Here is a 15,248-nt window from a genome sequence, read left to right on the forward strand (position 1 = left end):
GCGGTCGGCCCTTGATAATCCCGGACAGCCGCGGGCTCGAGCGAGAGGCGTGAAACGAACTTGCGTCGACCGCCCCCAATCAGAGCGCAATTCTCGCTGCTCGCAGGCTAGAACAGATGGATCACGCGAACGCCTCTTCAACCCCGGGACGACAATGATCCTCTACTATCAGACCCACTCACCCTTCGCGCGCAAGGCGCTCGTCTTTGCCCATGAGGCCGGCATTGCCGATCGGCTGGAGGTCATTCATCACGAGACCAGTCCGACCCTGCGCAACGCCGATGTCTACGCCGAAAATCCGCTTGGCAAGGTGCCGGTGCTGTTGCGGCCAAATGCGTCGCCGATCTTCGATTCCGATGTCATCTGCGCCTATCTCGACACACTGCATGACGGCCGCAAGCTGCTGCCGCAGGACGGCGAGGCGCGCTGGCAGGCGTTGCGGCTTCAGTCGGTCGCCCAGGGCCTCGCGCAGACAGGCATCGCTTTGCGCTGGGAGACAGAAAGGAGACCCGAAAAGCTGCGCTATGGTGCTCTCGCCGACGGATACCGGGAAAAGATCGAGGCGAGCTACGACTGGATCGAAAGCGCGCTGGACGACGAGGCACCGCTCCATGTCGGCCACATCGCCTTGGCCACCACGCTGTCCTGGATGGCGTTCCGCCACCTGCCGCCTTTTCGCTCGCGGGCGCGGCTGACGCACTGGTTCGAGGCTTTCGAAAAACGCGTATCGATGCAGGCGACACCGCTTTCAGGTGATACGCATGACTGACTGGCGCCTCACGAGGTCAGGGGCGGCGGCCGTTCTGCGCGTCGAAGACGTCCGGAAAGCCGATATCCTTGCGCAGCGAGGCCGGCAGCGAAAGCAGGATGCGCTCGCTGCGGTGACGAGCGCGCGCTGCCGCATACCGGGTTGCGACGCGACCGATGGATGAAAGAACCGACATGATAATTCTCCCTGGGTTGGCGCCGGCATCATCGTGTCGGCATCCCAAGGACGCGATGGGCTGAGGCTATCCGACAGACCGTCGAGATTTTTTATCGCGGCGTCTGATGGTCTGTCCGAATGCTGCCGTGCGGACCTACGCAACCCTGAGCGTAGGGATCGCTGAAACATCAACTTCACGCTCTGCGTGCCAAGCATCGAAAGCCGCTTGCATTCGAAGCCAGATCGCGGCGCCGTCGCCGAACAGCTTCCCGAGGCGAGCGGCCACAGCCGGCGAAACCGGCTTCTTTTCGCGGATGATGTCATAGAGCTGCTGCCGGGAGATCCCGAGCAGATTTGCAATTTCCACCTTGGTCTTTCCAGTTGCCGGGATAATGTCCTCAAGCAGCGCTCCCGGGTGGGAGGGACAACGCTCAATAGGACGCGTCGGCTCGTGCACGGTCATAAGTCGAACTTCTCCAGTCTGGCCGCCTCAGTGATATTGCTCGAAATCGACGCGGGCAGCGTCCTTGCCGTCGAACTCGAATGTGATGCACCACGGACCGTTGACGTGGACCATGTAGCGGATTGGATCGAAGCCTTTCAGCGGGTGGAAATCGAAGCCGGGAAGGTTCATTTCCTCCGGCTTCTCCGAAGCTTCCAGGCGGTCAAGCCGGACAAGAATGCGCTTGTGCATCTTGGCGTCGATCTTGCCGGTCTTTCCAGTTTGAAAGAGGTCCGACAGCGCCTTGTTCTTGAAGGACTTGATCATCGATATATGTAAACAGATTGCTTACAAAAAACAAGGTCTGTAAGCAAATAATTTACATGCCAGTCGACCTCCGTTGGCCTCATCCTGCCGTTTCGGCCACTGAGCGGAAGAACTCCTCGGGGTCCTCGACTTCGGTCAGCTTTCGTTTGTCGATCAGCCAAAAGCGGTTGCCGATGGCGCGGATGAAGGAGCGGTCGTGCGAGGCGAGCACGCAGCTTGCCTGATGCGCCAGGAGTTCCGCTTCCAGCGCTTCCTGGCCGTCGATGTCGAGGTGGTTGGTCGGCTCGTCCAACAGATAGAAGTTGGGATTGGCGAGCCTCAGCGCCAGCATCATCAGCCGTGCCTTCTGGCCGCCGGACAGCACGCCGATCTTTTTCTCCTGCATCTCGATGACCACGCCGGCGCCGGCCAGCAACGACCGTGCGCGCTGCTCGCCGACATCGTAGCGGCGCGAGACCATCGCCAGCGGCGTGTCGTCGCCGCTGATGCCCAACAGCGCCTGATCGCTGTAGCCGAGCACCGTCGACGGCGTCACCTTCACATTCCGCACACTGTCCGGTTCGATGATGGCATTGCGGATCAAGGTGACGAAGCGCGACTTGCCGACGCCATTGCGGCCGAGCAGCACGATGCGGTCGCCCTGGCAGATGTGGCGCTTGCCGGTCCGAAACAGCAGCGTGCCATCGGGTGTTTCGACAGCCGCGTCGTCGAGCGTGATCAGCACTTTGGCGTGAGTGCCGCGATTGGCCAGTTTTATGGCACCCGCCGACTTCTCGCGATGCGCCGGGTTCGCCGCTTCCTCCAGTTTTTCGGCCCGCTGGCTGAGTTGCCTGGTCTTGACCGTCAGCAGGTCGCTGCCTGAATTGATGCCGATATTGTTGAGCTTGGCCGCCTGCCGGCGCAATTGCTGCGCCACCTTCATGTCGCGCTGGAACTTGCGCTCGGTCGAGGCGTCGACCTCGTCGAGCGCCCGCCTGGCGCGGGAATAGGGCAAGGCAAACACGGGCGACTGTTCCGGTCGCAGGAACAGCGTCCGGTTGGTGGCGGCGTCGAGGAAGGCCCGGTCGTGACTGGCGATGACGACCGGCACTTCGCGCGGCAGCGTGTTCAGCCAGGTTTCGAGCTGGCTGATGCGGGCCAGATCGAGATGGTTGGTTGGTTCGTCGAGCAGCAGCACGTCCGGATCGGTGACCCAGACGTGGGCGATCAGTGCCAGCCTCTGCCAGCCGCCGCTCAGCGCCTGCATTTGCCGCTCGCGCATAGGCTCCGGCACATCGAGCGAATCGAGAACCACGTCGACACGCCACATCTCGCTGTCGGCCTGCTCGGCCGGCAAGGCATCCGTCACCACCTGGTGGAACGTCCGGCTGAGGAGGGCCGGGGCAAACGACTGTTCGACATGACCGACGCGCAGGCCGCGCGTGCGGGTGATGTCGCCGGAGGTCGGCTCCATCTCGCCGGTCAGGCATTTCAGCAAGGTCGACTTGCCGCGGCCATTGGCGGCGACAATGCCGAGCCGGTCGCCGGAGCCGATGGTGAGGTCGAGATTGGCAAACAGCGGCGCACTCATGGTGACGCCGAGGGATTTGAGGCTGATCAGGGCCATTTTGATTTCTCTGGTCTTGCCGGAGGAAAGTCCGGCTCAATGCACTTTGACGGTGCGCAGGCTGGCCATCAGGCTCGGCGTTGCAACACCACGAAGGGCAGACCAAAAAATCGAAGCGGGAAAAACCCGTCCCTGGTCAGCCCTGCAAGCAAGCTCGCAGGGCAGAAATCGGGCCACGCTGACGATGGTGACGATGAAACGTAAACACGTGAGCCCTCCTTTCGAGACGTTCGAGTGTGCGGAGCGATTACACCAAAGGCGAGGCTGGTGGCAAGGGGGGCGGCCCAGGAAGGAGCGATGCGGTGAAGCTGCCAATCTCCCCCCTCGTGGGGGAGATGTCCGGCAGGACAGAGGGGGGCGCTGTCCCGCCGGCATTTCGAATATTTTGAACCTACCGTCCCGGCCGTCCCGTCTTCCCCGGCCGGCGTTTGTCGCGGCGGGCGTCGCCTGGATCCTCGTATGAGCCGATGCCGGCGCGCTGGCGAACGATTGGCTTAGCGGAATCGTCGCGTTCCTTCGCGCCCCCCTCTGCCCTGCCGGGCATCTCCCCCACTTGGGGGGAGATTGACTGCGGCTTGGCCGGCACTTTTCCTTCGACCGGCTTTTCCGTGCGCCGCACGGTCATCTCATCAAGCGAGTTCTTCTTGAACAGCGGCTTGACCGGCTCGCCGGGTATGCCGAAATCGGAGCCGTGCGCCTCTTCGGCCGACTGTTTCTTGAACAGCGAGCGTGACACCGCGCCGGCCGGCGTCGGCATGTCGGTGCCCGGGCCCATATCGTCGATCGAGGGTTTCGAAAACAGCGGCTTCTTCACCGGTACGGCGCCGTCGGCGCCCATCTCGTCGAGATCAGGCTTGCGGAAGAGGTTGGGCCGGGCAGCCTTGGCCGCCTCTTCTGCGGCACGCGCTTCGTCGAACTTGCGGAAACGCTCCTGTTCTTCTGCTGTCCGATGTTTGGCCACGCCCTTGTTGTGCTTGCCTTTTTCGCGGCCGGAGGCCGGGCTTTCCATGTCGGCGTATTTGGCCAGCGGGTCTTCGGAAATGGACAGTTCCATCTCACGCAGGCGCTTGATCTCGTCGCGGATGCGGGCCGCCTTCTCGAAGTCGAGATTGGCCGCGGCATCGCGCATCTGCTTTTCCATCGCGTCGAGATGGGCCTTGAGGTTGTTGCCCATCATGGCGCCAGCACTGTCGGTGAACTGCGAGATGTCGGCGCGGACGTGGTCCTTCTCGTAGACCGAATCCAGAATATCGGAGATGCGCGATTTGACCGATTCCGGGGTGATGCCGTTGGCCTCGTTCCACTCCACCTGCTTTTCGCGGCGGCGGTTGGTTTCGGCCATCGCCCGCTCCATCGAGCCGGTCACCTGGTCGGCATAGAGGATGACCTTGCCGTCGACGTTTCTGGCGGCGCGGCCGATGGTCTGGATCAGCGAGGTTTCCGAGCGCAGGAAACCTTCCTTGTCGGCGTCGAGAATGGCGACGAAGCCGCATTCGGGAATGTCGAGGCCTTCGCGCAGCAGGTTGATGCCGACCAGCACGTCGAAGGCGCCGAGGCGCAGATCGCGCAGGATCTCGATGCGCTCCAGCGTGTCGATGTCGGAGTGCATGTAGCGCACGCGGATGCCTTGTTCATGCAGATATTCGGTCAAATCCTCGGCCATGCGCTTGGTCAGCACCGTCACCAGCGTGCGGTAGCCGGCCTTGGTGGTGTCACGGATTTCGCCGACGACATCGTCGACCTGGGTCTTGGCCGGGCGGACCTCGACCGGCGGATCGATCAGGCCGGTCGGGCGGATGACCTGCTCGGCGAAGACGCCGCCGGCCTGCTCCATTTCCCAGCCGCCGGGGGTCGCCGAGACGGCGACCGAAAGCGGACGCATGGCATCCCATTCCTCGAAGCGCAGCGGCCGGTTGTCCATGCAGGACGGCAGACGGAAGCCGTATTCGGCCAGTGTCGCCTTGCGGCGAAAGTCGCCGCGATACATGCCGCCGATCTGCGGCACGGTGACATGGCTTTCATCGATGAAGACCAGCGCGTTGTCGGGAATGTACTCGAACAGCGTCGGCGGCGGATCACCCGGCTGGCGGCCGGTGAGATAGCGCGAATAGTTCTCGATGCCGGCGCAGGAGCCGGTGGCTTCCAGCATCTCGAGGTCGAAGCGGCAGCGCTGTTCCAGCCGCTGCGCCTCAAGCAGGCGGCCGGCCCGCTCGAGTTCGACCAGCCGGTGCTTGAGCTCTTCCTTGATCGACTTGATCGCCTGGTTCAGCGTCGGGCGCGGCGTCACATAGTGCGAATTGGCGTAGATCTTGACGCTTTTCAGCTCGCCGGTCTTCTGGCCGGTGAGCGGGTCGAACTCGGTGATCTGCTCGATCTCGTCGCCGAACATCGAGATGCGCCAGGCGCGGTCTTCCAGGTGGGCCGGGAAGATCTCGATCGTGTCGCCGCGCACGCGGAACGAGCCGCGAACGAAATTGATGTCCTGGCGCTTGTACTGCTGGGCGACGAGATCGGCGAGCAGCGCACGCTGGTCGAGCCGGTCGCCGATCTGCATCTGGAAGGTCATCGCCGTATAGGTTTCGACCGAGCCGATACCGTAGATGCAGGACACCGAGGCGACGATGATGACGTCGTCGCGCTCGAGCAGCGAACGCGTCGCCGAGTGGCGCATGCGGTCGATCTGCTCGTTGATCGAGGATTCCTTCTCGATGAAGGTGTCGGTGCGCGGGACGTAGGCTTCCGGCTGGTAATAGTCGTAGTAGGAGACGAAATACTCGACGGCGTTTTCCGGGAAGAATTTCTTGAACTCGGAATAGAGCTGCGCCGCCAGCGTCTTGTTCGGCGCCAGGATCAAGGCAGGGCGCTGCGTCTCCTCGATCACCTTGGCCATGGTGAAGGTTTTTCCGGAGCCGGTGACGCCGAGCAGGACCTGGGTGCGGTCGTTGTTGTCGACGCCTTCGACCAGATCCTTGATCGCGGTCGGCTGATCGCCGGCTGGTTCGAAGTCCGACACCATCTTGATGGCAATGCCGCCTTCGGACTTTTCCGGGCGGGCAGGGCGGTGCGGCGTCCACAGCACACCGTCCTTGTGCAGCGGATTGCCCGATTCGATCAACGCCGACAGTGCCGCCACCGTCGCGGTGACGCTGCCCGAAGCCATGGTCTCGGCGTCTTCCAGCGAGATGTCGAGGCCGGCGACCGGATTGAGGCCGGCGGCGGTGCGCTCCCTGGCTGACGCCGCGCCACCCATCGAGGTGCCGCGCGAACTGCGGCCGGGCGAGCTTGAGCGCTCGGGTATCTTCTTCGACGGCTTCGACGATTTGCCGCCGTCGCCCTTGCCGGCAAGACGTCCTTCCTTCTCGGCCTCCTGCTCGATCTGCTCGGCCCAGTCCGCGATCGAACCGGTCAGCGGCGTGCCAGAGAGCTCCGGCTGCGGCATCTCGGCAAAGCCGCCTCTGTGCAGCGGCTCCGAAGCGTCGAGGAAATCGGTCAGCGGACTGCGCCGCTTCGGCGCGGCGCGGTCGTCATTCGCCGTCGGCGGCGTTTTTTTGTCGGGAGATTTGGCCATGTCCCGAATATGGGATTTCCTGGCCAAAATGGAAAGAGCGCGGTGGGGAGAGGCGTGCCGGACAGCGCCTGCTCCTGACAGCAGGCTGTCAGGAGCAGGCGGGAACGTACGCCCGAAAGCCTCTTGTCGCTACACGCCCCTGGCGGCTGATGCGACCTGCGTAGCCGACCCGTTCAGGCGCGGCACCACGACGAGGCGTTTGATCTTGCCCTTCTTGAAGGCGGCGAGGAAACGCGCATAATCCTTGAAGGCGACGCAGCCGCTCGACTGGGCGTAGCGGCCCCGAAGCAGATACGTATGGGCCAGAAACCCGTCGCGATTGTACTTGTTGCGGCCATCGACCGGCGTCAGGCGCAAGGCCTCCACACCATGAAAGCGCGACTCGCGCAGCGACAGATTGTAGGTGTTGGGCGGTGTCGGTCCGCGGTTCTTCTGGTCGGCATAGCGCGGCTGGTCCGTCATCGCGCCGATGCCAGAATGCGCCTCGAGCCTTGAGCCGTCAGGCATGTAGACGGTGGCGGCGCTGATATCGTAGACGGCGACGCCATTGCCGGCGCCGCTTCTGGATCCCGGCGAGTTGAACAGATTTCTGAACGCCTTGCCAAGGCCGCCCGAAGGCGTGTCCGGCTTGGCGTAGGCCAGCACATCGCCGCCATCGGCCGGCCGGCCTTGCCGCGCCGGTTTTGCCGGCTGGGCCTGCTGGACCGTCTCACGCGCCGGCTTCGATTGCTGGGCGGGCTTGGGCTGCTGAACAGATTTGGGCTGCTGGACGGGCTTAGGCTGCTGCTGCACGATTTTGGGCTGCGGCGGGTCGAATTGCGGGCGGCGGGTCGGCAACGGCACGTCGTCGGTCAGCGCGTCCGGCAGCGAGGCGGTATCGCCGGGTTGATCCTGCTGGGTTTCGACGGGCGAAACCGCGATATCGGCTGACGATTCCTCGATCGGCAGCGGTGAGGCGAACGCCTCGGCGTCGACCGGCAGCGACTGCACGAGGGCAAGGGCCAACTGCGAATTGTCTGGCGTATCGGATTGGGCAAAGCCCATCGGCTGCGGTGCGGTCTGCACGACCACCGAACCGGTATCCAGCCGGGCGAAACGTTCGGCTGCCGGAACTGGCATGTTATCGGACAGGCTGGCCGTCACCTGGACGGACGGCACTAGCGACGCCTCGGCAATTCGCGGTGCGACGGTGGAGATCACCGGGCGCGTGTTGGCAGTGGCGGCAGGTTTTCCGGCGTCGGCAAAGGCAGCGGGCAGCTTCATCGGCGAAAGCGACGCTTCCATGCGTTCGAAGCGCTCCTGCGCCTTCGACTTTGCAGGGGCAGGCATCGACTTTGCCTGCGCTACAAGGCGTTCGGATTTTTCCGCCTGCGAGCTTACCCTGGCCAGCTTGAAACAGCTGGCACCGCACTGCACCGAATGATCATGCAGGGCCTGAGTGCCGCCATTGGCATTGGCCAGCACGAAGGGGGCTTTCAAGAAGTGCTGTTTCAACGGATCGGTAAGTGCGAGCGATCCCGGCATGGACAGCGTCTGGGGCAGGCCAACCGAAGTCGCCGACAGCGAGGCGCCGACGGAACTGAGGCCGGCCATGGTGCCGATCAACCAAAGGCCGATGGCGGTGCTGACGCAAGGCAGCGCGACCCAGCGAGCCACCCGGCCAGCGTTGAAGGAAGAGGAACGCGGAGCATCGACGAACTCGCCGCCCTCACGCTGTCCCCGGTTTTTTTTGTGTGTACTCAACAACGCCATGCAACCAATCTCGCTTCAACCGGTTTCCCCGTACGTGGCCTTGAGAGCCGCGACGACCATTCTGTGAGTGATCCCAGGTGGTCCCCGACGCGTTTGCCGCGTCTGTAGTTGGTTGCCGATTGCTTCAAAATATGGACAAAGTTGGTTAATCAATTCCTCTCAAAACCAACGACGAGATGTGGATTTGGGCCAAATTTGGCTTCGTCCACGGCCAGGAAAGTGGTGTTGTCGCCCTTCCGACCTGGTTTTGCTGCCTGTTTTTGGCGGCCGAGTCAAGCAAAACAGCCGCTGCTAATTTTTGCGAAGCGCCTTGGCGCGGCATCTGCAGTGAGGTGACTGCCAGCAGACATCGCCTGGGAAAGGCGCCTGCTTCCAGTAAAAATGTTGCCGGTCTTGCCAAGATTTCCCCTGCGGAAGGGCCTGAAGCAGCCCGTCCTCAGTTGAACCAGAGCGCAAACGTCAAAAACCCGCCGCCGCCGAACTGGCGCTGGATCTGGTCGAAATCGTCGCTGGTCACGAGTTCGCCGCTTTCGAGGTAGGGCGCGATGGCCGGGCCGGTGATCGACAGCACCAGATCGAAGTTTTTCGGGTCATCGAAGAAGCGCTTCATGTTGATGCCTAGGCCAGTGCTGGCGGTGACGCGGAAATGCGGCAGCAGCTTGCGGCCTTCCAGGAGATCCTCGGCCATGGTCAAGGCGGCGAGCCAGGCCTGAACCTGCTCCTCGCCGACTTCGAGGCCGGTGAGTGGGTTCTCGCCCTTCTGCTGCGGTCCAGGCAGCCATTCGCGGTCATTGTCGGTCTCGGCACGGATCGCCTTCCAGTCCTCACGCGACAGCCGGATCATTTCCAGCAAATGGCGGCGCGCTGCTTGACGGCGCTCCGGCTCGACCACCGGCCAGTTGATGAGATGCACCATCGAGATGAAATCGGCGATGCGCCATTCCGACGAGAAGATGCTCGAGCCCATGTCGCCGGCCGGCGGCACCAGAATATCCTGCAACGGCAATTTGGCGCGCGGGAACAGCATGTGGAACGAGCCGTCGAAGGTGCTCCTGAAATCATGCGCCAGCCAGAAATCGGCTTGGGCCATCAGGAACTCGGCATAGCCCTGCAGCCAGTATCCGTCGGCGCGGTCGAAACGGAAGGTGAGCGTGGGAACGGCGTCGTCCGATGTAATGCCGCCGCGTGACAACCCGGCAATGATCGCCGCCATGCTCTCGTCCGGCGCAATGGTGCCGTCCTCGTTGAGGTCGATGCCCGCACGGGTGAGATCGATCGCCATGCCGATATCGGCATCGGGCGGCACCGACGCAAACGTTGCCGCGGATTTCTCCAGCCGGTCGCGGAAGCCGACCAGGATGGCGCGGAACTGCTCGTAAGTCAGCGGCTCTGGATTGGAATTCTCCGGCACCGGCAACCGCATCAGCGGCAGCATGAAGGATTGCGGGCTTTCGAAACCATGACGGTGCAGGCCGGTAGCCAGGATCTCCAGTGCGGTGAAGAACTCGCCCGCCCCGGCCGCATAGGCGGATGCCGGGTCTTTTGGCGCGGCGGCCTCCAGCACCGACAGGGCAGTGTCGCGCGCGGCCACGCTCTTCGCCTCGAACAGTCGGGTAGCCGCTTCGGGCATTGCCGCCGACGCGGAAGACAGCGGCAGGAGCAAAATGAAAGCGGATGTCAGCAGGCCTGCCGTTCGTGTCATCTTTTCCCCCCAATATTTGTCGCGCCGCGCAAATATACACCATTTGCAACGCTGCGCTTCAACCCGCCGCGAGGACGGTTTACACAGGGCAAACAATTGGGCATCGCGTGTCGAACTATCCGCTTTCCTACAAGCTGTCCTGGCTGCCGCGTTTCCTCAAGCCATCGCTGGCCGGCGACGCGCAAGACTTTTCGCCCATGGCGGAAACGCTGATCGATTCAGCGCCAAGGCAGACGGTGCGGCTGGCGTTCGTCGGCGACATCTCGGCGGTGGCCAACCGCGGTGCGCCGGACTGCGATCCGGCGATCAAGGCGCTGCTCGGCGCGGCTGATCTGGTGATCGGCAATTGCGAAAGCCCTGTGGTGGACAGACCAAGCGCAGTACTGGGGACGAGGCTCGGCACGCATCATGCGATGAGCGAGTTGTTTCTGGCCGAGGCGCTGGCGGCGGTTGGTATTGCGCAAGAAAGGCTCGTGCTGTCGCTGGCCAACAACCATGTGCTCGATCAGGGCGTCGCCGGTTTCGACGAGACGGTCGCGGCGTTGCTGCGGCTCGGCATCCGCACGATCGGCCTGGCCGCCGACGGTCCGGTTGTGCCGGTGCAGGTTGGATCGCTCAATGTAGGCTTTGCCGCCTTCACGCTGTGGCGCAACGCCGATGAAAAACTGTTTGCGGGGCGCGTTTCGATGGACAGGGATTCGGCGGGCTGGCCGCGCGCTGGCTTGGATCTTCTCTGCGCCGTGCCGCATTGGGACTGGGAGTTCCGGCATTTTCCGCGTGCCGAGACGCGAGTTCTGGCCAGGCGGCTGGCCGGGCAGGGCGTCGGACTGATCGCCGGCCATCACGCCCATGTCGTGCAGCCGGTGGAAAGGATCCACAAGACGGTGGTCGCTTATGGGCTGGGCGATTTCCTCGGCACCGCCTTCGCCCGCCAGCCATGGCCCGGTCGCATCGGTTCTATCCTCATTGTCGAAGTCAGTGCCGATGCCGGTACGCGCGGCACGATCGCATCTTACCAAATGCATCCCTTCATGCGCCTGCGCGCCGGCGACCATGAGCGGCTGGTGGTGGTGGAGGCATTGGAGGGCCGAGTGCGTGACAAGGTCGCGGAGCGACTGAAAGCGGTCTTTCCTTAGTGCTGCAAGCGACGAGACGTTGCCTATGGGTCCATGGCTGGCACATGCATTGTCTTTTGCGGCGCTGGTCGACCCCCACTCCGTCTCGGCTTCGCCGATCCACCTCTCCCCCGATCGACGGGGTAGAGGAAAGGCGCCAAGCTTTTGCCGTCAGCGCTCGTCCAGCAACGCTCCTTTCCTTTCCCTCCGGAGGGGGGAAAGGTGGCGCTGCGAAGCAGCGACGGATTGGGGGAACCACGTGGTAATCAGGCGTGGACATTTGTTGAAGAGGCACTGCAGTCGATACATCGAACAAAACCAGCTATCATAAATTTGTCGAGGCTTGCGGGGGTAGCGGTGGAAACAGCGGATTTCATGCCGAGCGAAATGGTCATCGCCGGCATCCGGAAAGACATAGAGGCCTATGAAGCGGCGAGGGCCTCGGCGGTCCGGCAAGTGCGCTGGCGGGTGCCGGTGTTCGTGGGGCTGGTGCTGGTGGCCGTGGTGCTGGTCGCGTGGCTGTTCAACAAGGTCGCAGACCCCAACGAGCAATGGGTCTCGACGCCACATGTATTTCTCTATGTGATCGGCTTCGCGGCTTCGATCCTGCTCTATTTCCAGGCCAGGAAACCGGCGACGCGGCTGCAGCAATCGTTCCGCGAGACGCTGCTGCCGATCATCTTCGGCTTCATCGCCGACATGCGCTACCAGCATGGCGTGACGCCGAATTCATTCGACCGGTTGCCGCGCACGGCGGTTGGTCCGTTCAACCGGCAGGCGTTCGACGACATCGTCGCGGGCCGCTACGAAGGGTTTCCGTTTGAACTCTACGAGGCGCATCTGCGGGAAGGGTCGGGCAAGGGCTCGTCGACCGCCTTCCAGGGCGTCATCGTCGCCTTCGAGACCATCGCGCCGTTCCCCGGCATATTGGTGGCGACGCGGCGGACCAATGCCGTCATCAGTTTCTTTCGCGGCATGTTCGCCAGCAAGCTGCAGGAGTTGTCCAGTGGCGACGTGGCGCTTGATGCCGCCTACGAGTTCCGCACCGACAATCTCGGAGCGGCACAGCCACTGGTGAGCGGTCGGCTGGCGCAGGCACTGAAATGGCTTGGCGAAACCTGGCCGGACGACCCAGCCCGCGTGGCGCTCAATGGCAGCGATGGGTTCCTGCTGCTGCCGCAGACGAAGAACTTCTTCGAACTGCCGGATATTTCGGTGCCGCTCGATTACAGCACGCATGTCGCGCCGATGATATCAGACATGGGCGCGATGCTGGCGACGGCGGCACTTGTGCGCAAGATCGGCGCGAAGGACGAGGCGGGCTGAGCCGTCAGCCGTCGAAGCCGTATTTGTCACGCCTATAGTCCGCCTCTGACCATGAAACAAAATTTGTGTCGTTGGTCGGTGAGCAGGCTGTTTCGTGATGCTGCTCGAGGTTGATTGCAGCGGCCGCGTGGCGATCCAAAGCCGCCGTCACAATCGGCTAAGCGACTCTTTTCGCGGATAGAAGTGGGCATTGGAGGAGTCGAAGCGGTCTGAAATGATGTCGGGCTACAAGCAATATGTCGGAATTAAGCCTATGATATTGTTTGCGAAAATTCACCCAACGTGATTTGCGGAGGGAGCGCTTTCCGTTCCAGTTTCAAGCCGTCCGGTGCTGTCGTTTCCCAAGGCGGCGGTCCGGAAAAGTGAAACAGCACGGAGTGCTTACCAATGAAGAAGACCCTCGCAACCACCGCCGCTCTGCTCGCCTTCCTCGGCACCGCCTATGCCGCGACCGTTCAGGGCACCATCCAGGCCGTCGACCCGACGACCAAGTCGATCACCCTCGACGACGGCAAGATCTACCAGCTGTCGCCGGAGGCGACGATCGGGAAACTGAAGGTCGGCGCCAAGGTGGCTGTGACTGTCGATGACAAGACCGGCATCGTGACTTCGATCAAGAAGGCCTCGTAAGGCGAGAACATCGTGCGTCGGCAGACCTGCTGACCGGATTTTACAAGCCCTGTTCCACTCATGGCCGGTCCCTCCGGGGATCGGCCATTTTCATCCGTCGGCTCTCGACGCCGGGCGACCTGGATAAGGTCTTCCGGCTGGGACCCAGGGCCGGCCGGCGGAATGCTGTCCGGCGGCATCGCTATGGTTTTTGCCAAAAAGCCGCGCTATCCCTTGGCCAACGGGGGATATCATGGCCGACGAACAAAAAGGGTTTCGCCTGTCGCGGCGATTGCTGCTGGGTGCGGCTGTCGTCGGCGGCGCGGTGCTGTGGGGCGGCAACACGGTGGCGCGGCTGGCGCGCGCGCCTTCGGGGCCGAAGAACGCAGGACGGATAGCCGATATAGACGGCTTCGCGCTGCCTCTGAAGCCGCTGGACAATGCGCCGGCCTTCGACGCGTCGCTGCCCTGGTCGGCAAAAGGCGGCGACATCAACGATGCCAGCGGCCTGTCGATGACGCCGGTCTACGGCGTCGTCGAGATCAGCGAGGACGAGCACATCGCCAATGCGCTGGCCTTCGCGCGTGCCAATGGCCTGAAAGTCTCACTGGCCGCCATCCGCCATTCGATGGGCGGGCATGCCTTCGACGACAACGCGCTGGTGCTCGACCTCAGAAAGTTCAACAAAGTCACCGTCGATGCGGCGGCCAAAACCATGACCTTGCAGCCGGGCGCGCGCTGGCACGACATCCAGAACCTTCTGCATCCGCGCTTAGCGGTGAAGGCGATGCAGTCGACCGACATCTTCTCGGTCGGCGGCTCGCTGTCGGTCAATGCGCACGGCATGGACCACCAGGTAGGTTCGGTGGCGGGCTCGATCCGCTCGATGCGAGTGATGCTGGCCGACGGCTCGGTGACGACCTGCTCGCCCACCGAGAACACCGAGCTATTCCGCCACGTCGTCGGCGGCTACGGCCTGTTTGGCGTGGTGCTGGAGGCGACGCTCGATATCGTCGACAACGCCGTCTACCGCACCTCGCGCGAAATCATCAGATCGGACGATTTTCCGAAATTCTTCGCCGAGGTGCTGGAGCCGAACAAGGATATCGGCCTGTTCTACGGCCATCTGTCGACGGCGCCCGGCAATTTCCTCGAGGACATGATCGTCTACCGTTACGACAAGGTGGCCGAGCAGCCGCCGGCGGATCAGCCTGAGATCGGCGAGCCGGGATCGGTCGGGTTGAAGCGGGTGATCATCAACCTGGCGAAATGGGGCAGCCTGTTCCAGGAACTGAAGTGGTTCACCGAAAAGACGCTGGAGCCGAAATTCGAAAGCTGCACGGTGGCGCGCACCTCAGCCATGGCCGAGGGCGAGGCCTGTCTCGTCACCCGCAACAACCCGATGCACGATTCGGTGCCCTATCTCTTCAACGATCAGATGGAAGAGACCGACATCCTGCACGAATATTTTATTCCACGTGCCGCCTATGTCGAATTCATCGCGGAAGCGCGCGAGATCCTGCGCGACCAGACGCTGCCGGTGCTCAATGCTTCGGTGCGCATCGTCCACAAGGAGGATGTGGCGCTGACCTACGCGCCGGAGCCGGCCTATTCGCTGGTGCTCTACATCAACCAGCCGACCGATGCCGACGGCAATGCCAGGATGCGGGCGCTGACCCGGGCGCTGATCGACGCGACGATCAAGCATGGCGGCCGGTTCTTCCTGCCCTACCAGCTGCATTACACGGCCAGGGAGCTGCTGGCCTCCTATCCCGAACTGCCGGCCTTCCTGGCGGCGAAGCGGCAGTATGACCCGACGGAACTGTTTTCCTCGACCTTCTACCGTGCCATCAAGGCGCTGAGCGGGGTGGCATAA

At 62.9% G+C, this 15,248-nt stretch carries 12 protein-coding genes; 5 read left to right on the forward strand and 7 right to left on the reverse strand.

The genetic code is table 11. The features are described from left to right. The first annotated feature begins 154 nt into the window (after positions 1–154). Positions 155–769 (forward strand): glutathione S-transferase family protein, encoded by a 615-nt coding sequence (locus NP945_RS22000; RefSeq protein WP_256747493.1) that lies wholly within the window; start codon positions 155–157, stop codon positions 767–769. Between the two features lie 16 nt (positions 770–785). Here the strand turns inward: NP945_RS22000 and NP945_RS22005 are convergent, their stop codons facing one another. The 7 genes from NP945_RS22005 to NP945_RS22035 form a co-directional block, all read right to left on the reverse strand. Continuing rightward, positions 786–944 (reverse strand): hypothetical protein, encoded by a 159-nt coding sequence (locus NP945_RS22005; RefSeq protein ID WP_127268662.1) that lies wholly within the window; start codon positions 942–944, stop codon positions 786–788. Between the two features lie 135 nt (positions 945–1,079). Beyond that, entirely contained in the window at positions 1,080–1,388 is a 309-nt protein-coding gene (locus NP945_RS22010) for a HigA family addiction module antitoxin (RefSeq protein WP_127268663.1), read from the reverse strand. 27 nt (positions 1,389–1,415) lie between these two features. Next, the gene (locus NP945_RS22015) at positions 1,416–1,694 is read right to left on the reverse strand and encodes a type II toxin-antitoxin system RelE/ParE family toxin (RefSeq protein WP_127321180.1); all 279 of its coding nucleotides are present in this window, start codon (positions 1,692–1,694) and stop codon (positions 1,416–1,418) included. 79 nt (positions 1,695–1,773) lie between these two features. Next, positions 1,774–3,300, reverse strand: coding sequence for an ABC-F family ATP-binding cassette domain-containing protein (locus NP945_RS22020; RefSeq protein ID WP_256747494.1), 1,527 nt, complete (start codon positions 3,298–3,300; stop codon positions 1,774–1,776). Between the two features lie 391 nt (positions 3,301–3,691). Then, positions 3,692–6,868, reverse strand: coding sequence for an excinuclease ABC subunit UvrB (gene uvrB, locus NP945_RS22025; RefSeq protein ID WP_256747495.1), 3,177 nt, complete (start codon positions 6,866–6,868; stop codon positions 3,692–3,694). A gap of 129 nt (positions 6,869–6,997) precedes the next feature. Beyond that, positions 6,998–8,620, reverse strand: coding sequence for a DUF2778 domain-containing protein (locus tag NP945_RS22030; RefSeq protein WP_256747496.1), 1,623 nt, complete (start codon positions 8,618–8,620; stop codon positions 6,998–7,000). Between the two features lie 436 nt (positions 8,621–9,056). Further along, on the reverse strand, positions 9,057–10,322 hold the full coding sequence (locus tag NP945_RS22035; RefSeq protein ID WP_256747497.1) for a hypothetical protein: 1,266 nt from the start codon (positions 10,320–10,322) through the stop codon (positions 9,057–9,059). A gap of 107 nt (positions 10,323–10,429) precedes the next feature. Between NP945_RS22035 and NP945_RS22040 the strand changes: the two genes are divergently transcribed. The 4 genes from NP945_RS22040 (at position 10,430) to NP945_RS22055 (ending at position 15,248) form a co-directional block, all read left to right on the forward strand. Then, a complete protein-coding gene (locus tag NP945_RS22040; RefSeq protein ID WP_256747498.1) occupies positions 10,430–11,458 on the forward strand; it encodes a CapA family protein in 1,029 nt (342 codons plus the stop codon). 354 nt (positions 11,459–11,812) lie between these two features. Next, complete coding sequence (locus tag NP945_RS22045) at positions 11,813–12,763, forward strand: hypothetical protein (RefSeq protein WP_256747499.1); 951 nt, start codon at positions 11,813–11,815, stop codon at positions 12,761–12,763. Between the two features lie 387 nt (positions 12,764–13,150). Next, positions 13,151–13,393 carry a DUF1344 domain-containing protein gene (locus NP945_RS22050; RefSeq protein ID WP_013530037.1) on the forward strand — a complete coding sequence of 81 codons (243 nt, stop codon included), beginning with the start codon at positions 13,151–13,153 and terminating at the stop codon, positions 13,391–13,393. Between the two features lie 232 nt (positions 13,394–13,625). Then, positions 13,626–15,248 (forward strand): FAD-binding protein, encoded by a 1,623-nt coding sequence (locus NP945_RS22055; RefSeq protein ID WP_256747500.1) that lies wholly within the window; start codon positions 13,626–13,628, stop codon positions 15,246–15,248.

This window comes from Mesorhizobium sp. LMG17149 (genome assembly GCF_024518695.1).
Lineage (GTDB): Bacteria > Pseudomonadota > Alphaproteobacteria > Rhizobiales > Rhizobiaceae > Mesorhizobium.